This window comes from Candidatus Thiodubiliella endoseptemdiera (assembly GCF_964212635.1).
Classification (GTDB): Bacteria; Pseudomonadota; Gammaproteobacteria; order PS1; family Pseudothioglobaceae; genus Thiodubiliella; species Thiodubiliella endoseptemdiera.
Map to the genome: position 1 here is coordinate 178,861 of NZ_OZ156463.1, position 21,985 is coordinate 200,845.

Here is a 21,985-nt window from a genome sequence, read left to right on the forward strand (position 1 = left end):
AAATTAATTAGACGCTAATGACCTTTTAGGTTAATGCACCTGCAGTATTGCCGATGATAAGGTCTAGGTCACCATCTTGGTCAATGTCAGCGAAGAATGCTTGTCCGTGAGATTCAAGTCCGGTGATATCGGAATACCAGTTGACAAAGAAGTCGTTGGTGTTGCTGATGAAGTATTTTGTTTGTCCTGGCATGGGGTTGTCCTTTGGGTGTTGTTAATATTTAATATTTTATATGATACTTTAAAAAAAATGGGTGGATATAGCAGAAAGTTTTTATAAGAGACCTTTGCATAAATATGAATAATCATCAAAACGCCATCTTTCATCAAATTACAAACTTTTTAAACTAGGAGTAGATTTAAAAAATTTCCAATTTAATAAAATCTGTTTCCCATAAAAAATCGTGAAAATTAACTAAATTGGCGAAGCGATAAGTTGAGTTTCATCCAATCCATTTTCAAGTAGTAATTCACCTAAATAAATCAATACTTCAGCTGGTGCTGAAATATAAACATCTGCCTGATTGACAACCTTAATATCTAAGGAGTCAAAAATCTGTTTAGCTACTTTGTGACAATCATTTTTGTTGGCGCGATTAAAGGTGCAGGCAATGGCTGTATAAAAATATTCATCCATTACCGCCTCCCAAGAACGCGCATGATTATCTAGGTAGGGTGCTTTCTCATCGGCAGGGTATGCCCAGTAAAAATGCATAGGATTAGACATTTCTAATGAAAAAGCATGTTCTATTAGGCTTCTAATCGGTGCAAATCCGCCATCCCAAGCGATAAATACCATTCGCCGTGTTGACTGTTCTTTCAACACAAAAATACCTTTTGGACCTTCTAAACTAACGACCGCTTTGTCTTTAAGTCTGCCATTAAAAATTTCACTTGCAAAAGCATCATGCACTCCATTTCTAATGTGAAATTCCAAATCCATCCCATAACAAGGGCAGGAGGCAACAGGGTAGCGGTGTGTTTTATCATTAAAAGACAACTCAACATCTTGACCTGCCATAAACTTCAATGTTTTTGATCTTGGCGTCCTCAGGCTTAAAATTGCCATATTTTCATTGACAAGGCGAATATGTTTAACCTTAACATCAATTTCTTGAATGGCAATAGATTTAACATCGCCAATTAACTCTACTGCCACCTCAATATCAGTAGTAGGCGCATTACAACACATTAAAAAGGTATTTTTTGCCATTTGTTTATCTGTCAACACGAAATCATGGTGTTTTATCTGTTTAATCTCACCTTTAATAAGCCTAGCTTCACAAGTGCCACAAGAGCCATTACTACAATCATAATGCATTGCTACGCCGTGTCTAAGTCCACTTTTAAGCACAGATTCCGTTACAGGACACTCAAAAACCCGCTGATGATTCTGCAAATATACATTGAATAAAGTATTCATTTGTGTCAGATTTGAGTTGGGTTAGATATTGACAAGGTTAGACCTATAATTGACAAGGGGAAGTGAAAAATCTTTGTTTTCTTGGGTTCTAATAATATACAATTTAACATAATATAAATTATGCGAAGTTAATTAATTTTGGATAAAATAATGTTGGAAAGTGCTTTTATATGGTCTTGGCGGTTGTTTAGTGCGGGAATGTAACTAAATTCTTTTCCACCAGCTTGCATAAAATAGCCTCTATTTTCTTCGTTAATTTCTTCGATGGTTTCTAAGCAGTCAACTGAAAATCCTGGGCAAATGACTTGTACATGTTTGGTGTCGGACTGGGCTAAGGACTCCAAACTGGCTTTTGTCTGCGGTTTTAACCACTCTTCACGGCCGAATATAGATTGAAAACATAGTTGATACTTATTTTCATTTAAATCAAGTGCTTCGGCGAGTAATTTGGTAGTGTTAATGCAGTGATCGTAATAAACATCACCATTATCGACAAAGCGTTGAGGTATGCCATGAAATGATATCATTAACTTGTCGGGTTTACCGTGCTTTTGCTGGTGTTCAATCACGGAATTGGCCAAAGATTGAATATAGCCTTCGTTTTGATGGTAATCATCAATAAATACCAGTTTTGGTGTATTTTCCCAGTTTTTAAGTACCATATTGACTACATCACGGGTTGAGCCTGTTGTAGTGTCTGAATATTGCGGATACATTGGCAAAACCACGATTTTTTCACAGCCTTTGAAGTTTAATTTCTCTAGTGCCAAATCAATCGATGGATTACCGTAACGCATCCCTACTTCCAGCTCTAAATCACCAAAATCATTGGCAATGAATTCTTGGATACCTTTGGCTTGTAAATTGGTAATATTTAACAGCGGAGAGCCCTCCCCAAAACTGTTCCAAATCTTGGCATAATTGAGGGCAGATTTTGCTGGACGAATATTTAAAATAGCCACATTTAAAGCCAGCCACCATATTAATTTATTAGGCGGCTGAATAACGCATTCATCTGATAAAAACTGCTTTAAATATCGTTTTAAAGCAGGCTTTGTTGGGGCATCAGGTGTGCCTAAATTAGTCAGTAAAATACCAGTTTTCATCTAAAATCCCTCTAAATTACGGTCTATAAAATCATGAACAAAATCATGTTCTTTTGCAGAGTGGAAGCGATCAACTTCTTTGCCCCTGACAAAGGCAATCACCGTTGGAAATCCACGCACCGAATACTGCCCTGCAATTTTCATATTTTCATCTTCTGCCTCAAGTTTTGCCAATAAAAATTCATCGTAATTATACTCTGCTATAACACTATTTAAAACAGACTCTAAAATCTTGCATGGTCCACACCATTCTGCAGAAATATCCAAAATCACCAATTGTTTATGTGACTTTTTGATGACCAATTCTTGAAAAGAGTCAATTGTAACTTTAATTGGAGTGATATTAGTCATAAATAATTAAAAATCAATAGGTTGAGACCTTTGCATAAATATGAATAATCATCAAAACGCCATCTTTCATCAAATTACAAACTTTTTAAAAACACCCTTAGCCCTGCTAGGAGTGGATTTAAAAAATTTCCAATTTAATAAAATCTGTCATTTTGCTAATCATCCCTATTTATGCAAAGGTCTCAGGTTATGTATAAAAAAACTAAAATTTATTTTTTAAACGATTATTGTCATCGGCTGCCCTTTGTATTAATTCATTAGTAAAGTTGTTTAAATATAGAATTTGGCGGTCATTGTCAAAAAAAACTTTAAAAAGTCAACCTTTAGGAATTTTGGCAACAAATTTCCCAGTTAGTCGATATTTTTGTTTTGGGCTCTTTGGTTTTTCTGGGATAGTTAATTCTAAAAAATTAGATTTAAGCAATGGGTTTAAAATATCATTTTTGAATTTTGACTTGTTGCTTCTTTTTGAAATTTCCATCAACTCTGTAGCTGTATTTTCAAGCTTGCATTGCTTTAAAATTTCAATGTGATTTTTTGTTAAATATTCAAAGTTATAACTTAGTCCCAACTTAGTCCCTGATATATCTTTATTTACTGATATATAGGAGTTTTCTATGAAGTCAAATCCTCGTTGTTTTGCATCAATTTTGTTATCAGAATTCCTCTTAAAATCTTTAACATTGTCTTCAATAGACTCTGTTTTTTTGATATTATTGTTTGAAAACCAATCCATAGTCCCTACTCCTACTCGCTCAATATTTGCTCTAAAAACAATTGTAAGCGTTCTGATTCTGGATTATTAAAGAATGCATCCGGCTTATTCTCTTCAATAATCTGCCCTTCATCCATAAAGATAACACGGTCAGCTACTTTCTTAGCGAAACCCATTTCATGCGTTACACAAAGCATTGTAATGCCCTCTTTGGAGAGTTCCACCATCACATCTAGCACTTCTGCAATCATTTCTGGGTCAAGTGCAGAGGTTGGCTCATCAAATAACATTATCCCAGGCGAGGTACATAGTGCTCTGGCAATTGCAACGCGTTGCTGTTGCCCGCCACTGAGCTGATTTGGATACTTTTCAGCTTGGTCCCTAATACCCACCCTATCCAATAACTGTAAGGCCTTATCTCTTGCTGCTTGCTTGCTTTCATTATGCACCCAGATAGGTGCTAAAGTCAGGTTATCAATAATACTAAGGTGTGGAAATAGGTTGAAATGCTGAAACACCATAGAGACTTCCGATCTAATCTGTCTAATCTTATCCACATTGTCGCTAAGTACTGTTCCGTCAACGGTAATAGAACCCTCTTGGAACTTCTCTAAGAAATTAATACAGCGAATTAGTGTGGACTTGCCACTGCCTGATGGTCCACAAATGACGATAATCTCACCTTTTTTAACCTTGAGATTGATATTCTTAAGTGCGTGAAAATTGCTATACCACTTGTTTAAACCGTTTATTTCAATAATATTTTCATTCATAATATTTATTTTTTGTGTTCTGTGTTGTATTTAAGTTCTAATTGTCTTGAATATCGGCTCATTGAGTATAGGATAATCCAGAGCACTATCATTACGAATACATAGCCCTCAGTGCTTCTACCAAGCCACAACTCGTCGCTAGTCGTCAAATGTACCATAGATAAAATATCAAATAATCCAATGATAAGAACCAGCGTTGTATCCTTGAATAATGCAATAAATGAGCCAACAATATTAGGTATTGATATTTTCAATGCTTGCGGTAGAATAATCAAACCTGTTTTTTGTATGAAGCTCAGTCCCATTGCATCTGCTGCCTCATATTGCCCTTTAGGAATGGCCTGCAACCCTCCTCGAATTACCTCAGCGATATATACTGATTGGAATAAGGTAATACCGATTAAAGCACGCAACAGTTTATCCATATCCATTCCTTCCTTGAAAAACAACGGTAACACAACCGATGCCATAAATAAAATGGTGATCAATGGCACACCACGGATAAACTCGATATAAACCACTGATAGCAGTCTAATCACCCGCATTTTAGACTGCCGCCCGAGTGCCAATAAAATACCAATTGGAAATGAAGCCACAATACCCACTGTAGCCACCACAATAGTCAGCATTAAACCTCCCCACTGATGAGTTTCAACGATTTTAAGTCCAAAACCACCATATAATAAAAAAAATGTAATGATTGGGTAAATAACAATTAGACCAATAATGATTTTGACTCTGTGTGCATAGTGTTTAAGCGATTTAGACACAAAAACAAAACTTAATGTTAGTGCCAATACTAACTGCGGACGCCAAATCTCTTCTGGCGGGTAAAAGCCATAGATAAATAAGTCAGATTTTTCAATGATATAACTCCAGCAAGCACCTTCTCTACCGCATTGTTCGTTGGTTACCTGTGCAAAAGTCGCATCAAAAAACATCCAATTCGCTAAAGGAGGCACTACCAAATAAATAAAATACAATGCAATTAGCGTAAATACACTGCTAGAAAGGCTATAGAACAGATTTTTCCTAATCCAATGAGAGGCACCTGTCTCTGATTTTGGTGTACTTCTGCTTAATTGTTGCTCAAAAGTAGCCACGCTATTGCCCTTTAATGCTCATTTGACGGGTAATCAGATTTAACACCATGGAAACGACCAAAGATATTGTCAAATAAACCGCCATTGTCATCAAAATAATCTCAACAGTCTGCCCCACTTGATTGAGTACTGTGCCTGTAAACACACTGACAAGCTCAGAATAGCCAATAGCTGCTGCTAATGAGGAATTCTTGGTTAGATTCAGGTATTGGTTAATAATCGGCGGAATAGCTACTCTGAGTGCCTGTGGCAGTATCACCAAGCGTAATGATTGCTTTTGTGTCAGTCCCATTGCCATCGCTGCTTCTTTTTGCCCTTTAGATACTGATTCAATACCTGCACGAATGGCTTCGGCGATATAAGTCGCCGTGTAAATGCTGAGTGCAAAGGCTAATGACAGGAATTCTGGAGATAAACTCATTCCACCTTTGAAATTAAAGCCTTTTAATGCAGGATAATCAAAGGTTAGCGGAGAACCCAGTATAAAATATACCGCAGTCGGTAGTCCAGCCACCAATAACAATGAATAACCCAGCGTGTTTACCTTAGTCCCCACCTCATCTTGTCGCTTATTATAATAGCGTTTTATTGCTATTTTGAGCATAACGCCTAATATTAAAGCAAATATCACCCACATAAATCCATCGGTAGCCATCGGCTTAGGCAAATAGATGCCACGCAAATTTATAAACACTGAACCAAACAACTCGAAACTCTGTTTTGGGTGTGGAAACACTGTCAAAACAAGGTTATACCAAAAAAAAATCTGCAATAAAATTGGGATATTTCTAAACAATTCGATATAACCATTTGCCAATTTGCTAATCAGCCAATTGTTAGACAATCGAGCAATACCAACGATTAAACCAATGATACTGGCAAAGACAATGCCCACTGCAGACACCAAAATCGTGTTTATCAGCCCAACATAGAAAACCCTAAGGTTTGTTGAGGTGGAAGAATAATCTATCAAATGTTCGGCAATATCGAAGCCTGATTCAGCTTCCAAGAACCCAAAACCCGTCTGAATCCCTCTGCTTTCAATGTTAGAAAGTGCGTTACCAGTGGCGTTATAAAAGAAAAATATAATTGCCAGCAACACAATGACTTGGAATAAGACAGCCCTTATCCTGTTGTTGCGTAAAAATGACATTATCTATCTGAACGGTGGAGAATACAGGATGCCGCCTTGTGTCCATAGTGCGTTTAACCCTCTTGAGATGTTTAAAGGCGTGTCTTTACCGACATTTCTGTCAAAACTTTGTGCGTAATTACCCACTTGAGAAATGATATTGTAACTCCATTTTTTATCTAAACCCAAGTAGTCATGCAATTTTCCAGAACGCCCTAACAAGCGAGATGCTTCAGGATTTTTAAAGGCTTTATCAACATTTTTTGAGGTAATACCCATCTCTTCGGCACTAATCATTACATTTAGCGACCATTTAACGATATTAAACCATTTGTCATCACCTTGGCGCACCACAGGACCCAATGGCTCTTTAGAAATAACATCTTTCAAAATGATGGCAGATGACGGGTTTTTTAAGGTAGTTTTTAACGCATATAACTGCGATTGATCCGAGGTTAATGCATCGCAACGCCCTGTTGCAAAACCTTTGATAGCTTGTGCCGCAGTATCAGAAATAGCTATCTTGTAATTCATATGATTGGACCTAAAATAGTCTGCTAATGTTAATTCAGTAGTTGTTCCTGCTTTCAGACAAAAAGTAGCACCATCAAGCTCTTTAGCGCTTGTAATTCCTAAAGATTTATTAACCATAAAACCTTGCCCATCATAATAATTAACCCCTGCAAAATTCATTCCCATGGAGGCATCTCGCGTGATTGTCCAGGTTGTATTTCTTGAAAGCAGGTCAATTTCACCTGATTGTAGTGCAATAAAACGCTCTTTATTGGTTAATGGCACAAATTTCACCTTGTTGGCATCCCCTAAAGTGGCGGCTGCAACGGCACGACACATATCTACATCAAGTCCTTTCCACTTACCAGCAGAATCTGTTGATGAAAATCCGACTAAACCAGTCGATACACCACAATTCAAAGTGCCTTTAGCTTGAACATTACTTAATATGTCCGCTTTTGTTTGTAAACTAATAACAGTTAATAGTGATAGTGCTACGGGTTTTAAGAGTTTTTGCATAATTATAAAATTATTGTTTAATATGCTTAAAAGTATACATAAATCGACATTCAAATAAGTGCTAAATGCCAAATCATTCCCTAAATTAAACCTAAACTACCCTGAAAGTTACCCATTCACCTAATCATTATTTATCCATTTTTATGTCAGTTTTTAAATTATTATTTTAATTAAAAATCAAATAGTTATAAGTTTATTATGGTTTTTTTACCACCCCTTATATTTTTTAACTAATTAATCGCTTTTTGCAGTGGGTATAATTACCTACAATTAGTTAAAAAATACACTTAGGCGAAATGGCAACAAAAACAAAGGAATATCTGGCGGAAGTCCGCAAGAAGACAGGGCTCTCAGACTATAAAATATCTCAAGAATACGATATTAACCAGTCTAATTTAAGCAAATATAAATCGGGTAAATCTGCCCTATCTGAGACACATGCCTGGTTGTTTGCTTCTATTTTGGGGCTCTCTCCTGCCGAGGTTGTCGTCAATACTAAAATTGAACAAGCTAAAATTAACAAAAATAAAGTAAAGCTCAAATTTTGGCAGGAACAGTTTGAAAACATTTCAAATGACTCAGAGTCTTTAAAAATTAATATCGCCCAAATTAACCCCATTGTTGGCGATATAAACAATAATGCCAAGCAAATCATTGATTTATCTCTTAAAGCCTTTGATTCAAGTGTTAATCTGCTACTTTTTCCCGAATTAGCACTCATCGGTTACCCGCCAGAAGACTTGTTGTTACGAGAAGGTTTTATTGATCAAGTAGAGCATGCTATAGAACACATCCGTACCCAACTCCCTGAGTCCATGAGTATAGTATTTGGCGCCCCTACTCGCTCTGCTGGTTTCTTATACAACAGTGCTTACCTGATACAATACGGGAAAATCCACACTTACCATAAGCAATACCTGCCTAACTACGGCGTATTTGATGAAAAACGCTATTTCAAACAGGGCAACAAGCCTTTCGTATTTGAGTGTGGCGGTCGTCGCATCGGTTTAGTTGTCTGTGAAGATGCTTGGAATGCTGAGCCTGTCAGTATGGCAGTTGATTTTGGTGCACAAACAATCATTAGTTTAAACGCCTCCCCTTTCCAAGTTGGCAAACATGAAGAGCGCTTAAAAGTTATTAAAAAAAGGGTTTTGGAGAACAAAGTAGATTTTATCTATGTCAATATGGTTGGCGGGCAAGATGAACTCGTTTTTGACGGCGGCTCATTTGCAATGAACGCAGACGGTGAAGTTACCCAGCAATTTCCCTTTTTTCAGGCAATAACACAGAATTTAAATACCTTGATTGAAGTCAATACTAACGAACCCGTAGAAAAAACCCTCTATGACGCCCTAGTCCTTTCTACAAAAGACTATATTAACAAAAATAGTGTCTTTAACGGTGCAATCATTGGCTTGTCAGGTGGTATTGATTCTGCCTTAACCCTTGCTATTGCTGTTGATGCACTCGGTAGCAACAATGTCCAAGCAGTGATGATGCCCTATAATTATACTTCTAGCATGAGTTTAGAAGATGCTAAAGCCCAAGCCAGCAGTATGAGCGTGGATTACCAAGAAATCAACATCCATCCAATGGTTGGCAGTTTTAATATGCAACTCAGCTCCCTATTTGTGGGTACAGAAATAGATGCCACCGAAGAAAACTTACAGGCCCGTATTCGTGGCACGCTATTGATGGCTATTTCCAATAAATCAGGAAAAATTGTCCTCACCACCAGTAACAAATCTGAGATGGCAGTCGGTTATGCCACCCTATACGGCGATATGTCTGGCGGTTTTGCCCCACTTAAGGATATTGCTAAAACCATGGTTTATCGCCTTGCCAAATACCGCAATACCCTCAACTATGTCATCCCTGGTCGTGTCATTGACAGAGAACCCTCTGCCGAACTCGCCCCCAGTCAAATAGACAGTGATTCCCTTCCTCCTTATAATGAGTTAGATGCCATATTAATGTTGTTCATCGAACAAAATCAGTCTGTAAGCCACATCATCCGACAAGGTTACAATCCAGACACTGTCAAAAGCATCAGCCAAATGGTGTTAAACAATGAATACAAACGCCGCCAAAGTGCCCCAGGTCCTAAAGTTAGCCCCAACGCCTTCGGTAAAGAGCGCCGTTACCCAATGACTTCTAAGTTTCAGCCTTAAAGTAATGGACAATAAAAACTCAATTCCTATAACTAGAGACCTTTGCATAAATATGAATAATCATCAAAACGCCATCTTTCATCAAATTACAAACTTTTTAAAAACACCCTTAGCCCTGCTAGGAGTGGATTTAAAAAATTTCCAATTTAATAAAATCTGTCATTTTGCTAATCATCCCTATTTATGCAAAGGTCTCAACTATAAGGTTTTTTTGAGACTCTTGTTTAGATATAGCCACCTAACACCATAGGGTTTTGTGGCTGTTGAGCGGCATTGTATCGCACTTCTTGAAAAACACAACACATTCAATAGAGAATATAGCTATGAGCAATCACCAATTCCTGAATAGCAAACATTAGTTTTTATCTTTGCATCTAAGACTTAACAGCCAAAAAAAATGGCCTTAACCGAAGTCAAGACCAAAATGACCCTGTGAATTGGGTCGATAAGTCTAAAAGCAACCACACTCCTAAACTCAGAGGTTCTTCTGTAAAGTCAGAGAACAAATACATTTTAATGCATAATTATGCTTAAACTTCTTGAAAATGAATTTTATTTATTTTTAAGGCGGTATCTGCCCCGTTACTTACCTCCCCTTGTTTCAAAACAAAAAAACATCCTAAAGGGTGATTTTTTTGGTTTTGAACTAACTAACTTTAAGGTTGTTAAAGTATGATATTTTTGGTAAGGAGTTCAAAGTCAGCAGTTTTGATAAAGAGCATTTTGCTAGTGTTATCCCAAAAAGCAACTTGAGACCTTTGCATAAATATGAATAATCATCAAAACGCCATCTTTCATCAAATTACAAACTTTTTAAAAACACCCTTAGCCCTGCTAGGAGTGGATTTAAAAAATTTCCAATTTAATAAAATCTGTCATTTTGCTAATCATCCCTATTTATGCAAAGGTCTCTTTATTAAAATTGGCAATGGATATTCTGCGGAGTTACTCGCAGTATCTTTGAGCGTATTGCCAGCTGCTTATGACAGTTGTAAAAGTAGAGACAGAAACGCCCTATTCAATAGCATATTCAAAAAGTCACTTTTATAAGTAGCACCGGTCAAGACAGAGTTAGATTTATCTAGGTAAAAAATATCATTGTTATCTGTTAGACGGTCAATAAGACCATTCTAATCAGCAACTATGTTATCTTCAAAATTTGTAAGTCTTAATAAGGCTTTTTTTGTCTTTTTTTATTAATAATATAATCTCGCTGTTAATTTCAACGATGTTGAGGACTACATGTCCGTGAACCTTACACCAAGCAGGTATATCGTGCAATACACCAGGGTCGGTGGCAGTTATTTTAATGGTATCACCTACTGCGATTTCCTCAATGGTTTCACCTAATCTGATGACAGGCATTGGGCACAGCAACCTCTTAACATCAATATCAATCTGCATTAACCCATTCCTGTGGTTTTAGATAATAATCGTATAATTTGGCTTCAGGACTGCCCGTTTCAGGCTCGTATTGGTATTCCCAACGCACCAATGGGGGTAATGACATTAGGATGGATTCGGTGCGCCCACCTGTTTGCAGTCCGAATAGTGTACCACGGTCATAAACTAGATTAAATTCAACATAACGACCACGACGATAAAGTTGAAATTGACGCTGGTGGTCAGTATATGGGGTGTCTTTGCGTTTTTCTATGATTGGGCGATAAGCGGTGATGTAGCTGTTACCAACGCTTTGCATAAAAGCGAAACAGTCTTCAAAACTGCCTGTGTTTAAGTCATCGAAAAACAATCCTCCAATACCGCGTTGTTCGTCACGGTGTTTCATATAAAAATAATCATCACACCATTTTTTGTATTTTGTGTGTGTACCTTTGCCAAAAGGTATGCAGGCATTTTTTGCACTTTGATGCCAGGCAATACAGTCTTCGTCAAAGCCGTAATACGGGGTTAAATCAAAGCCCCCACCAAACCACCAAATTGGCTCTGCACCATCTTTTTCAGCGATGAAAAATCGGACATTAGCGTGTGAAGTTGGTGCGTAAGGGTTGAGCGGATGAATGACCAATGAGACGCCGAGTGCGGTGAAATTACACCCTGCTAATTCAGGTCTAAGTGCGGTGGCAGACGCAGGCATATCATCGCCGTGAACGATGGAGTAATTAACCCCTGCTTGTTCAAAAACTGCACCATTCGTCAGCACTCGGGTGAGTCCGTCACCTTTACCATTAGGCTTTTCCCACTTGTCTTTGATGAACGATGCTCTGCCATCAACGACTTCTAACTGGGCGCAGATATCGGCTTGTAATTCTAATAAATAGTGTTTAACTTGCTCAATCATCGTAATCGCTCTCCTGTTTGTAAATTAATAATATGTGAAGCCTTACTATTATCCCTTTTTGGAGTAAGGATATAATCTAATTGCTGCTGAAAATCAATATTTAATTTAAGAACGCTATTAGCGCCCTGCTTACCACTAATATTCGCACTGGTGGAAAGCAAGGCACTGTTGCATCTTTTGCATAAATCGGCAATTAATGGATTATCAGTAACACGCACCGCAACAGTATCAAACTCGCCTGTAATTAAAGGTGAAACACTGGGATTAGCTTTGAGTAAGTAAGTAGTTGGGTGTCGTTGTGGCTGAATTTTTAACAATAAATTAATATCTTGCACAAATGCTAAGAGTAAGCGAATATCGCTGGCAAGCAGAATAATGCCTTTTGTAACACTTCTGTGTTTAATCCGCAACATCTTTTGTATAGATTGCTCACAAATAGGCAAACAACTCAAACCTTGAAGTGTATCTGTCGGAATGCTAACCACCCCGCCGAGTGTTAGAATTTTGGCAGTTAATCGGGTTTGGAAATTCATATGCTTTTCTTGGCTCGTGGGTGACATTTATCATAGACTTTGCTTAATTCTAAAAAGTCTAAATGGGTATAAACTTGCGTGGATTTGATACTTTTATGCCCTAAAAAATCTTGCACGGCACGCAAATTATGACTGGATTGCAGGAAATGTGTCGCGGCCGCATGACGAAGCATATGGGGGTGGACACTGACTTTGATGCCGACTTCTATTGCGCGTTTTTTTATCATTAATTCGATTGCTCTGACGCCAATTCTTTGCCCTTTATTGTTTAAAAATAAAGCATCTTGGGTAACACCTGATTTTTGCAAATAACTGGTAATTGCTTTTTGTGCTGCTTTGCCTAATGGAGTATGACGCATTTTTGAACCTTTGCCTATAACCTCTACAAAACCTTCTGTAAGGTCAATTGAATTAGTATTCAAACCCACTAACTCTGACACCCTAAGCCCACAAGAATAAATCACTTCAATAATCGCAATATCACGCAGTTCTAATGTGGTTTGCGATCTTGGTTTTACCAATAATTCTATGTGATTGTAATCAAGGATTTTAGGTAAAGCCTTGTCAATTTTTGGCGATTGCAAACCCAATGCACAATTATTCAGCAAGATATTATGATTAACTAAATAAGTAAAAAATCCACGCACAGAAGACAAATGGCGACGGATGCTACGGCCATTATTGCCATGACTGCGTAAATTCATTATTAATAAATTTAGGTGTTCTATGGTTACTTCTGCCCAACTTTTAATCGCTTGTTGCTGTAAAAACTCTACCAATTGTTGCAAGTCTTCTTTATATGCCCGTTGAGTATTTAGCGCATAATTACGCTCAATATCAAGATAGGAAATGAAATTGTCAATATTTTTTTGCATTAACGCTTGAATTTTTATTTTTTGACTATATTAAGGTATTTTACTTAAACTAACAATAAGATTATGGCAGAAAAACAAACACATTCGTTTCAAACGGAAGTCTCGCAACTATTGGATTTGATGATTCATTCTTTGTATTCAAATAAAGAAATTTTCCTTAGAGAACTGGTTTCTAACGCATCTGATGCGATTGATAAATTGAAATTTGAATCGCTTTCAAATGACATGATGGTGGAAGGAAAAGAAGATTTATCGGTTTATGTTGAAGTCAATAAAGACAAAAAAACTATTACCATCACCGACAATGGCATCGGTATGACTGAGTCAGAAGTCAATAAAAATATTGGTACGATTGCCAATTCTGGTACTAAAAAATTCTTAAAAGGAATGAACGAAAAACAAGCACAAGACTCTAATTTAATTGGTCAGTTTGGTGTCGGTTTTTACTCTGCATTTATCGTTGCTGACAAAGTAACACTGACCACAAGAAAAGCAGGAACCAAAGGGAAAAAAGGCACACAATGGACTTCTGCTGGTAAGGGAAAATACTCTATTGAGAAAGTTGATTGCCCTGATTTTGGTACTTCAATCACGCTACACATTAAAGATGATGAAGCCGAGTTTTTAGATGACATGCGTTTGCGTGGCATTATCAGCAAGTATTCTGACCATATTACCGTGCCGATTATGATGATTAAGCACTCAAAAGACAGCAAAGACATTGAATATGAAGCTGTGAATAAGGCAAATGCTTTTTGGGCGCAGGATAAGGCCGATTTAAAGCAAGAAGATTATGATGAGTTTTACAAATCATTAACTTTTGATTTTGAAGCGCCATTGACGCAATTACACAATAAAGTGGAAGGCAACCTCAATTACACTTCCCTGCTTTATATCCCATCAAAAGCTCCATTCGATATGTGGGAGCCGAAGCGTAAAGGTGGTATTAAATTGTATGCTAAACGCGTGTTTATTATGGAAGATAACGAAGAGTTAATGCCACTTTATCTGCGTTTTGTTAAAGGTGTGATTGACACAGCAGACCTTTCTTTGAATGTATCAAGAGAGATTTTACAGGGTAGTAAAGTCGTTGATACTATTCGCAAAGCGTCGGTTAGTCGCATCCTTAAAGAGTTAGAAAAAATGGCAAAAAATAAACCTGAAAAATATGCGGCTTTTTGGCAAGAATTTGGCATGGTGATGAAAGAAGGTGTAGTTGAAGACTTTGCCAATAAAGATAAAATTGCCAACTTGTTGCGTTTTGCTACCAATAAAAGTGATGACAGCACGCAAACTGCCACACTTGAATGCTATGTAAAAAGTATGCAAAAAGAGCAGAAAGCCATTTATTACATCACTGCTGAAACTTATGAAGCCGCTAAAGGTTCACCGCATTTAGAGATTTTCAACCAAAAAGACATTGAAGTTTTACTTCTGTCTGATCGTGTTGATGAGTGGATGGTGAGTAATTTTGGTGAGTTTGATGGCATTCCACTTAAATCAGTTGCAAAAGGTAATTTAGAAGATTTAGATTCCAAGGAAGAGAAAAAAGAAAAAGAAGCCGTCGCCAAAGACTTTGAAAAAGTCATTGTTGATATGCAAAAAATCCTTGAAAAACAAGTTAAAGAAATTAAAGTTTCCTCTCGTCTAAGTGAATCGCCCTCTTGTCTTATTGCCGATGAAAACGAGATGGGGGGCAATATGGAACGCATTATGAAATCACTCGGTCAAGATGTACCTGACACCAAACCGATTTTAGAAATCAATCCAAAACACCCCTTGGTGAAAAAACTCAAAATTAAAGTTGATGAAGATTTGGTTCATGTGTTATTCGATCAAGCTGTGTTAAGCGAAGGCGGGCAATTACCTGACCCTGCTGAGTTTGTGAAGCGAATGAATAAATTGATTAAGTAATTCATTTTTTAATCCATAAAAAGCCCGATTTATTCGGGTTTTTTTATAGATATATTGTTTTTTACTGGGTGGAATTTTTTGTGACTGTCTTTTTATATCCACCACTAGAGACCTTTGCATAAATAGGGATGATTAGCAAAATGACAGATTTTATTAAATTGGAAATTTTTTAAATCCACTCCTAGCAGGGCTAAGGGTGTTTTTAAAAAGTTTGTAATTTGATGAAAGATGGCGTTTTGATGATTATTCATATTTATGCAAAGGTCTCCACTAATAAACTTATTCTTCATTGTTTCTCAAACGGCTTAATATTTCTGAGAATACCTCTAAAAATAGCTACCTCTTCTTTTTCAGGTTCTGCTCTACCAAAAAATCGTCTTAGGCGACGCATCAATAAAACTTTAGGGCGTTTGTCTTCAAAGTAGTCAATATGTTCTAACATTTGGGTGAGGTGGGTGTAGAAGCCTTCCAATTCTTCATAACTGGCTAATTCATTGGTGCTTTCTTCAAATTCTATGGTGGTGTTATAGACATAGTTTTGGTAGGCGAAAACTTGGATAGCGGAAGCGACATTAAGTGAGAAATAGTTTGGGTTGCCAGGAATGGTCATCAGGATTTGGCACAGGTCTAATTCTTCATTGGTTAAGCCGAATTTTTCGGTGCCAAAGACAATGGCAACTTCTTGCCCTTCAATGCCTGTGGTTTGTTTGATTTCACTACACGCGCCAATAACATCCATCTGCCTCCATTTAATATTGCGCTGACGAGCACTGGCACCGATGACTAAATGTGTTCCCTGTAGGGCTTCTTCAAGAGATTCACAGACAACAGATTGTGATAGGACATCATCTGCACCACTGGCTCTAGCGGTAGCAACGGCAGATGGGTAGCCTTTTGGGTTGACTAAATACAACTTAGAAAGGCTCATGTTTTTCATTGCACGGGCGGCAGCACCAATATTACCTGGTTCAGTGGTGTTAACCATAACCACACGGACATTATCAAAGGTATAATTCGTTTCTTTTGTCATTTTGTCTATTTATTATGCATCCTACGCTTACTATTGCCATTAAAGCTGCTCGCAAAGCAGGTGATATCATCTTACGCTACCACAATCAGATTGATATTTTAACGATTGAAAACAAAGCGGCCAATGATTTCGTTTCCGAAGTGGATAAGGCTGCTGAGGATGCCATTATAGACGAGTTGAAATATGCTTTTCCTGATCATTCGATTTTAGGGGAGGAAAATGGCAAGATTTTGGGTGATGAGCGTTTTCAATGGATCATTGACCCACTTGATGGCACAACTAACTATTTGCACGGTTTTCCGCAGTATTCAGTTTCAATTGCTTTGTATATAGATAATGAGGCGCGACACGCTGTGGTGTATGACCCGTTCAAAGAGGAGATGTTTACCGCTTCAAAAGGCGATGGTGCCTACCTCAATGAGCAAAGAATTCGTGTGAGTAATACGCGTGGATTTGAAAATACGCTAATTGGCACAGGTTTCCCTTTCAAAGCGCCACAGCATTTGGATGCTTATTTGGCGATGTTTAAAACTATTCATCCGCAGGTATCGGGTATTCGTCGTGCAGGTTCTGCGGCATTGGATTTGGCTTGGATGGCGGCGGGCAGAATGGATGGTTTTTGGGAGATTGAACTCAATATTTGGGATATTGCTGCTGGTGCACTCATTGTTAGAGAAGCGGGTGGTTTTATCGGTGATTTTTCAGGTCGGGGAAAATATTTGGAAACAGGTAATGTGGTGGCTGGTAATGAGAAGGTTTTTAAAGAGATATTGAAAGCCATTCACCCGCATTTAACGGCTGATTTACAGCGTTAATAAGACGATGAAAAAGTTTTTATTAGTGTTTTCTTTGTTTTTTCTAGCGTTATCGTTTGTTTCTGGATTGATACAGAAAATTTTTTATCCGCAATATATAGATGCACAAGGGGTGTTACATGAAACCTTGTTAACACCGATTGCTGCTTTTTCTTTTGTACTCAGCATAATAGGATTTTTGCTTTGGTTGATGCTGTTGCTTTTCCAGTTAATCAGGCGTTGGATAAAGTAAGTTGCTCGCCGTTCACTTTTTCACTTTTTTCACTCATTAAATACACAATCGCAGGGCTTTTACTTTCAGGTATTGGGTTTTTATCGGCATTTTCAGCAGGGTATGCAGTGCGTCTCATCTCAGTTTGCATTCGCCCTGGGTCTAGAGAATTGACGCTGATATTGGTTTTTTCCAATTCTTCTGACAGGGTTTTACTCATCCCTTCAATGGCAAATTTACTCACCCCGTACGCCCCCCAATAAGCCCGTGCATTACGCCCTACCGATGACGATAAAAACAGCACGCGAGCATCTGCAGACTTGTTCAAAGCAGGGATCAAGAATTGAGTAAGCATAAATACAGCGTTCACATTGATTTGTATTACTGAATACCACAGTTTGATATCGTATTGTTCAATTGGCATCATTGTGCCGATAATGCTAGCGTTATGAATAAGCCCGTCCAGTTGGTTAAAATTGGCAAAAATAGCTGCTTGTAATTGCTCATAATGTTCGGGTGTTGCTCCTTCCAAATCAAACGGATAGAGAATTGGCTCTTGATGCCCTGCATCCAATACTTCATCATACACAGCTTCCAGCGAACCGAGGTCACGCCCGAGCATAATCACAGTTGCACCGGCTTTGGCTAAATCCAGCGTCATCGCCCTACCAAAGCCACGATTAGCACCAGTAACTAGAATTACCTTACCTTTTAGTTCATTTGTTGTGATTTGATAATAAGTTGAGATATTCATACTATTTCCTTTTTGCTTTGTATGCCTAGTGCTTTGAGTTTTTCTGCGCGACTAATCAGATTTCCTTTGCCTTCAGAGAGTTTACTGCGAGCGTTTTGGTAGCTGTCTTGGGCTTTATTTAATTGTTTTTGCATATCGTCCATTGAGCTAATAAATCCAGACAATTTGTCATACATTGCCCCTGCTTGACGCACGATTTCTTCGGTATTTTGATTTTGCCGTTCTGTATTCCAGATGTGGTGCACAGTTTTTAGGCTCATCATTAGTGTTGAGGGTGAGACTAGGGCGACATTTTTCTTTAACGCATCGTTAAATAAATTGGGTTTTTGCTCCAATGCTACTAGCAAAGACGCTTCAATCGGGAAAAAAACAAAAATGTAGTCTAAGGTATTCACCCCTTCCAAATTTTCATACGCTTTAAGTGAGATATTTTTAATGTGCTTATCAATCGATTTAATATGCGCATTAATCGCATCAGTATCGCCAGAAACATAATTTTGATAATCTTTAAGTGAGACTTTTGAGTCAATAATAATGTCTTTATTGTCAGGCAAATGCACTACCACATCGGGTCTTAAATTTTTACCCTCTTCGTCTTTTAAGTTAGTCTGTATATGGTATTGTTCATTTTTATTGAGCCCAGAGTCTTCTAAAATAGATTCCAAAATCATCTCACCCCAATCGCCCTGCTGTTTGTTGTCATAGGTTAGTGCATTGGTGAGTTTTTCTGTGCCTTCAAGTGTATTTTTATGGGCATCGGCCAGTGTTTTTATTTGTTGCTCTAAGGCGCTTCGGTCTTTGGCTTGGTCGGTAGAAAGTCCTTCCATTTTTTTGCGAAATTCTTCGATTTGGGTTTTAAGTGGATTGAGTAAATTGGCATTTTCTTGGTTTAAATTTGCACTGTCTTTTTTCAGAACTTCGGCAGAAATCTTTGCAAATGCTTGATCCATTTTTTCTTTTGAATTTTGCACAAACTCAAAATTTTTGGCTTGCGCCTCCAATTCTGCTTCAAGTTTGATATTCTTGTCTTTAAACTTATTTAGCCACAAGAAAACAGCAAGTGCCCCCAATGCGAAACTCAGTAATATATCCATTAAATCAACTCCTGTATGTCTTTTGGGTGGTGAATCAAATAATCATAATCCCAATCTGGGGTTACTTTGCCATAACCATAAGTAACTGCCGCAGTTTTAATACCTGCATTTTTGCCTGCCAACATATCGTTTTTATCGTCGCCAATAAACCAACAAGTTGACGGTTTAACAGCTAATTGTGCGCAAGCATAAAGCAAGGGAGCGGGATGCGGTTTATTATACGCCAGTGTGTCGCCACAAACCACGACATCAGGGCTAATATTCAATTTATGCAACAATAAATGTGTTAAATTTTCTGGTTTATTAGTAACAATGCCCCATAATATTTTTTGTGCTTGAAGGGCTTTTATCAACCTCTCAATCCCTGCAAAAATTTTCGAATGTTTATCAATATTATCGGTGTAAATTTGCAACAGTTTTTGATGTCTATTAACAAACTCAGGATGCGATTCATCACAGTCAAATCCCATACTTACCAAAGCTTTTCCGCCAAATGCAACCAAAGGCTTGATGTCTTCATAAGGTTTTTCATCTACGCCATTTTCTAGCAATAAAACATTCAACGCATACGCCAAATCAGGCGCAGTATCAATTAGTGTTCCATCTAAATCAAAAAGAAGTGTGTTAGTCATTGCAAAAGTCGTTAAAATTTCAAGTTTATAAATTATAACGGCATACAGATGTTATTTATAAGATCTCTACTTTACTTTTTAGGGTCAATATCAGTTTCAATCATTTTGGTAGCGGTTTCACTGCCTGTGTTTTTTATGCCAGTGCAAACACGCTACGCTATTATAAGCAAATGGTCTGATTTTTGTATATGGTGGCTACGCATTACGCTGAACATCAAACTTGAAGTCATTGGCACAGAAAATATCCCTACAAAACCGTGTGTGATTATCTCTAATCATCAATCCACTTGGGAAACCATTGGTTTTCAAACGATTTTCCCGCATCACACTTGGGTGCTAAAACAAGAACTGTTGTGGATACCTGTCTTTGGCTGGGGTTTAGCAATGTTAAAACCGATTGTCATTAATCGTGGCGAAAAACTAAAAGCTTTGAAAAAAGTCATTAGAGAAGGTGCTAATAGAATTGCTGAAGGGCTTTATGTGGTCGTATTTCCAGAAGGAACGCGCCAACCTTATGGCAAATTAGGTGAATATCAAAAAGGCGGTATTTCTATTGCTAAAAAGACGGGTTGTGATATCTGCCCTGTCTATCATAATGCCGGAAAACTCTGGGCGAAAGGCGATTTTATAAAAATACCCGGCACCATTACCGTGGTGATTGGCAAGCCAATTAGTGTTGCAGGAAAATCAGCAGCAGTGCTAATTAAAGAAGCCAAAGACTGGACTGAAATAGAAGCCGCCAAACTTGCCTAACTGAGACCTTTGCATAATATAGGGATGATTAGCAAAATGACAGATTTTATTAAATTGGAAATTTTTTAAATCCACTCCTAGCAGGGCTAAGGGTGTTTTTAAAAAGTTTGTAATTTGATGAAAGATGGCGTTTTGATGATTATTCATATTTATGCAAAGGTCTCTAACTATATTGTTGGGCGTTAAATATCTGACAAAATAACTCAGCCGTCTTTTGCGTATCATAAAGTGCCGAATGCGCATTGGCATCCTCCCACTCAATATTCGCCACACGGATGGCTTTTGCCAATACCGTTTCACCGTAATACAAAGCAGACAGGCTAACAGTATCAATGGTTGAAAATTGATGAAATGGATTTTTTAACTTCGAACGCTCGCTTGCTGCGGTCAAAAAGCCTAAATCAAAAAAGGCATTATGCCCAACCAATATTGCACGAGTGCATTCTTCATTTTTTATTTCAATACGAACCGCTTGAAAAATTTCACCCAACGCCTCTTTTTCAGTAACTGCCATACGCAAAGGATTGTCTACATCAATACCATTAAATTTAAGTGCTGCCGGCTCTAAATTAGCCCCTTTAAAAGGACTTATGTGAAAATGCTTAGTGTCTTTTGGGTAAAATACCCCTTCCTCATTAATACCAATCGTAATTGCACAAATTTCAAGCATAGCATCGGTTTTACAATTAAAACCAGCAGTTTCAATATCAATCACTACAGGTAAATAACCACGAATCCGTTCTTTAATTTTCATAAGCTGACTTCCTTAATAAATATAGATGAATTGCGTTGATGGTCAAATAAAACTTGACGCTTCTTGGGTAATTCGCTAATTTTCACCTGCATAAATCCTTGTTTTAAAAACCATTCGGCATTGTGTTTAGTTAACGCAAATACTTTGGATAATTTATCTGTTGCTGCTTTTTGCATAATTTTATCCAATAATTTGACTGAAATACCTTGATTTTGCACCGCCTTTGATACTGCCAGTGCATAAATCTCACCTGCACCGCCCTCTTGGCAATGTTTTAATCCTGCGCAAGCAATCACAGTGTCCGCCTGCATCAAAAACACAAAATCAGTTATGCCATCCTCAATTTGAGCATAAGTTCTGGGCAAAATTTTACCCTCCTTAACAAAAGGTGCAATCAAGTCTAATATTTGTTGTGCAGCATCCAATTTAACTCTCCACTCAATCCAAAATACTGTTTTTACACACGCTACTTTTAGAGTTGGGCTTTTAAAAGGCTTAAAAAATGTTTCATT

29 protein-coding genes are annotated in these 21,985 nt (G+C 37.7%); 8 read left to right on the plus strand and 21 right to left on the minus strand.

Going from position 1 to position 21,985, the window contains the following annotated elements; translation table 11 throughout:
• Positions 1–25: 25 nt before the first annotated feature.
• From AB8525_RS00940 to AB8525_RS00955, 4 genes are all read right to left on the minus strand, one after another.
• Complete coding sequence (locus AB8525_RS00940) at positions 26–193, minus strand: hypothetical protein (protein WP_369178067.1); 168 nt, start codon at positions 191–193, stop codon at positions 26–28.
• Between the two features lie 222 nt (positions 194–415).
• Positions 416–1,423, minus strand: coding sequence for a 2Fe-2S iron-sulfur cluster-binding protein (locus AB8525_RS00945; RefSeq protein WP_369178069.1), 1,008 nt, complete (start codon positions 1,421–1,423; stop codon positions 416–418).
• Positions 1,424–1,551: 128 nt separating this feature from the next.
• Positions 1,552–2,529 (minus strand): ferrochelatase, encoded by a 978-nt coding sequence (gene hemH / locus AB8525_RS00950; protein WP_369178071.1) that lies wholly within the window; start codon positions 2,527–2,529, stop codon positions 1,552–1,554.
• Positions 2,530–2,880, minus strand: a complete 351-nt coding sequence (locus AB8525_RS00955; RefSeq protein ID WP_369178073.1) for a thioredoxin family protein — start codon at positions 2,878–2,880, stop codon at positions 2,530–2,532. It lies immediately after the preceding gene.
• Positions 2,881–2,920: 40 nt separating this feature from the next.
• Here AB8525_RS00955 and AB8525_RS00960 point away from each other — a divergent pair, with 40 nt between their 5' ends.
• Positions 2,921–3,100 carry a hypothetical protein gene (locus tag AB8525_RS00960; protein ID WP_369178075.1) on the plus strand — a complete coding sequence of 60 codons (180 nt, stop codon included), beginning with the start codon at positions 2,921–2,923 and terminating at the stop codon, positions 3,098–3,100.
• Between the two features lie 96 nt (positions 3,101–3,196).
• Here AB8525_RS00960 and AB8525_RS00965 read toward each other — a convergent pair whose 3' ends face one another.
• Genes AB8525_RS00965 through AB8525_RS00985 form a run of 5 tightly spaced genes read right to left on the minus strand, consistent with a single transcriptional unit; the run spans position 3,197 to position 7,635 of the window.
• Complete coding sequence (locus tag AB8525_RS00965; protein WP_369178076.1) at positions 3,197–3,616, minus strand: Fic family protein; 420 nt, start codon at positions 3,614–3,616, stop codon at positions 3,197–3,199.
• An 11-nt stretch (positions 3,617–3,627) separates the two neighbouring features.
• Complete coding sequence (locus AB8525_RS00970) at positions 3,628–4,368, minus strand: amino acid ABC transporter ATP-binding protein (protein WP_369151884.1); 741 nt, start codon at positions 4,366–4,368, stop codon at positions 3,628–3,630.
• Positions 4,369–4,373: 5 nt separating this feature from the next.
• On the minus strand, positions 4,374–5,471 hold the full coding sequence (locus AB8525_RS00975; protein WP_369178078.1) for an amino acid ABC transporter permease: 1,098 nt from the start codon (positions 5,469–5,471) through the stop codon (positions 4,374–4,376).
• Position 5,472: 1 nt separating this feature from the next.
• Complete coding sequence (locus AB8525_RS00980; RefSeq protein WP_369178080.1) at positions 5,473–6,624, minus strand: amino acid ABC transporter permease; 1,152 nt, start codon at positions 6,622–6,624, stop codon at positions 5,473–5,475.
• Positions 6,625–6,627: 3 nt separating this feature from the next.
• Entirely contained in the window at positions 6,628–7,635 is a 1,008-nt protein-coding gene (locus tag AB8525_RS00985; protein ID WP_369178082.1) for an amino acid ABC transporter substrate-binding protein, read from the minus strand.
• A gap of 296 nt (positions 7,636–7,931) precedes the next feature.
• On the opposite strand from AB8525_RS00985, the gene AB8525_RS00990 reads away from it, so the two are divergent.
• The 3 genes from AB8525_RS00990 to AB8525_RS01000 all read left to right on the plus strand — a co-directional run bounded on the left by AB8525_RS00990 (position 7,932) and on the right by AB8525_RS01000 (position 10,856).
• Positions 7,932–9,806: an NAD+ synthase gene (locus AB8525_RS00990; RefSeq protein ID WP_369178084.1), complete on the plus strand. Its 1,875-nt coding sequence runs from the start codon at positions 7,932–7,934 to the stop codon at positions 9,804–9,806.
• Between the two features lie 52 nt (positions 9,807–9,858).
• Positions 9,859–10,056: a hypothetical protein gene (locus AB8525_RS00995; RefSeq protein WP_369178086.1), complete on the plus strand. Its 198-nt coding sequence runs from the start codon at positions 9,859–9,861 to the stop codon at positions 10,054–10,056.
• A gap of 518 nt (positions 10,057–10,574) precedes the next feature.
• Positions 10,575–10,856, plus strand: a complete 282-nt coding sequence (locus tag AB8525_RS01000; RefSeq protein ID WP_369151892.1) for a hypothetical protein — start codon at positions 10,575–10,577, stop codon at positions 10,854–10,856.
• Between the two features lie 102 nt (positions 10,857–10,958).
• On the opposite strand, the gene AB8525_RS01005 is transcribed toward AB8525_RS01000, so the two are convergent.
• The 4 genes from AB8525_RS01005 to AB8525_RS01020 are packed head-to-tail and all read right to left on the minus strand — an operon-like array spanning position 10,959 to position 13,516.
• Entirely contained in the window at positions 10,959–11,210 is a 252-nt protein-coding gene (locus AB8525_RS01005) for a sulfurtransferase TusA family protein (RefSeq protein ID WP_369178088.1), read from the minus strand.
• Entirely contained in the window at positions 11,200–12,108 is a 909-nt protein-coding gene (gene hemF / locus AB8525_RS01010) for an oxygen-dependent coproporphyrinogen oxidase (RefSeq protein WP_369178090.1), read from the minus strand. The genes AB8525_RS01005 and hemF overlap by 11 nt, the downstream gene beginning before the upstream one ends.
• The gene (locus AB8525_RS01015) at positions 12,105–12,641 is read right to left on the minus strand and encodes an L-threonylcarbamoyladenylate synthase (RefSeq protein WP_369178092.1); all 537 of its coding nucleotides are present in this window, start codon (positions 12,639–12,641) and stop codon (positions 12,105–12,107) included. Before AB8525_RS01015 ends, hemF begins: the two co-directional genes overlap by 4 nt.
• Complete coding sequence (locus AB8525_RS01020) at positions 12,638–13,516, minus strand: tyrosine recombinase XerC (RefSeq protein WP_369178094.1); 879 nt, start codon at positions 13,514–13,516, stop codon at positions 12,638–12,640. The genes AB8525_RS01015 and AB8525_RS01020 overlap by 4 nt, the downstream gene beginning before the upstream one ends.
• Positions 13,517–13,579: 63 nt before the next feature.
• Here AB8525_RS01020 and htpG point away from each other — a divergent pair, with 63 nt between their 5' ends.
• Positions 13,580–15,430, plus strand: a complete 1,851-nt coding sequence (gene htpG, locus AB8525_RS01025) for a molecular chaperone HtpG (RefSeq protein ID WP_369178096.1) — start codon at positions 13,580–13,582, stop codon at positions 15,428–15,430.
• Between the two features lie 104 nt (positions 15,431–15,534).
• Here htpG and AB8525_RS01030 read toward each other — a convergent pair whose 3' ends face one another.
• Both AB8525_RS01030 and AB8525_RS01035 read right to left on the minus strand, forming a co-directional pair.
• Positions 15,535–15,681 (minus strand): hypothetical protein, encoded by a 147-nt coding sequence (locus AB8525_RS01030; protein ID WP_369149988.1) that lies wholly within the window; start codon positions 15,679–15,681, stop codon positions 15,535–15,537.
• A 35-nt stretch (positions 15,682–15,716) separates the two neighbouring features.
• Positions 15,717–16,469 carry an RNA methyltransferase gene (locus tag AB8525_RS01035; protein WP_369153136.1) on the minus strand — a complete coding sequence of 251 codons (753 nt, stop codon included), beginning with the start codon at positions 16,467–16,469 and terminating at the stop codon, positions 15,717–15,719.
• A 5-nt stretch (positions 16,470–16,474) separates the two neighbouring features.
• On the opposite strand from AB8525_RS01035, the gene AB8525_RS01040 reads away from it, so the two are divergent.
• Both AB8525_RS01040 and AB8525_RS01045 read left to right on the plus strand, forming a co-directional pair.
• A complete protein-coding gene (locus AB8525_RS01040; protein WP_369151905.1) occupies positions 16,475–17,275 on the plus strand; it encodes an inositol monophosphatase in 801 nt (266 codons plus the stop codon).
• Positions 17,276–17,282: 7 nt separating this feature from the next.
• The gene (locus tag AB8525_RS01045) at positions 17,283–17,507 is read left to right on the plus strand and encodes a DUF3955 domain-containing protein (protein WP_369178098.1); all 225 of its coding nucleotides are present in this window, start codon (positions 17,283–17,285) and stop codon (positions 17,505–17,507) included.
• Here AB8525_RS01045 and AB8525_RS01050 read toward each other — a convergent pair.
• The 3 genes from AB8525_RS01050 to AB8525_RS01060 are packed head-to-tail and all read right to left on the minus strand — an operon-like array spanning position 17,488 to position 19,966.
• Positions 17,488–18,240, minus strand: coding sequence for a YciK family oxidoreductase (locus tag AB8525_RS01050; RefSeq protein ID WP_369178099.1), 753 nt, complete (start codon positions 18,238–18,240; stop codon positions 17,488–17,490). The genes AB8525_RS01045 and AB8525_RS01050 overlap by 20 nt on opposite strands.
• Positions 18,237–19,334, minus strand: a complete 1,098-nt coding sequence (locus AB8525_RS01055) for a DNA recombination protein RmuC (protein WP_369178101.1) — start codon at positions 19,332–19,334, stop codon at positions 18,237–18,239. Before AB8525_RS01055 ends, AB8525_RS01050 begins: the two co-directional genes overlap by 4 nt.
• Positions 19,334–19,966 carry an HAD family hydrolase gene (locus AB8525_RS01060; RefSeq protein WP_369178102.1) on the minus strand — a complete coding sequence of 211 codons (633 nt, stop codon included), beginning with the start codon at positions 19,964–19,966 and terminating at the stop codon, positions 19,334–19,336. Before AB8525_RS01060 ends, AB8525_RS01055 begins: the two co-directional genes overlap by 1 nt.
• 135 nt (positions 19,967–20,101) lie before the next feature.
• Here AB8525_RS01060 and AB8525_RS01065 point away from each other — a divergent pair, with 135 nt between their 5' ends.
• Positions 20,102–20,719 (plus strand): lysophospholipid acyltransferase family protein, encoded by a 618-nt coding sequence (locus AB8525_RS01065; RefSeq protein ID WP_369153137.1) that lies wholly within the window; start codon positions 20,102–20,104, stop codon positions 20,717–20,719.
• Here the strand turns inward: AB8525_RS01065 and AB8525_RS01070 are convergent.
• Genes AB8525_RS01070 through AB8525_RS01080 form a run of 3 tightly spaced genes read right to left on the minus strand, consistent with a single transcriptional unit; the run spans position 20,666 to position 21,898 of the window.
• Positions 20,666–20,866: a hypothetical protein gene (locus AB8525_RS01070; protein ID WP_369178104.1), complete on the minus strand. Its 201-nt coding sequence runs from the start codon at positions 20,864–20,866 to the stop codon at positions 20,666–20,668. The two genes, AB8525_RS01065 and AB8525_RS01070, sit on opposite strands and share 54 nt — an antisense overlap.
• A gap of 16 nt (positions 20,867–20,882) precedes the next feature.
• The gene (gene rnt / locus AB8525_RS01075) at positions 20,883–21,473 is read right to left on the minus strand and encodes a ribonuclease T (RefSeq protein ID WP_369178106.1); all 591 of its coding nucleotides are present in this window, start codon (positions 21,471–21,473) and stop codon (positions 20,883–20,885) included.
• Positions 21,470–21,898, minus strand: coding sequence for a GNAT family N-acetyltransferase (locus AB8525_RS01080; protein WP_369178108.1), 429 nt, complete (start codon positions 21,896–21,898; stop codon positions 21,470–21,472). Before AB8525_RS01080 ends, rnt begins: the two co-directional genes overlap by 4 nt.
• Between the last annotated feature and the right edge of the window lie 87 nt (positions 21,899–21,985).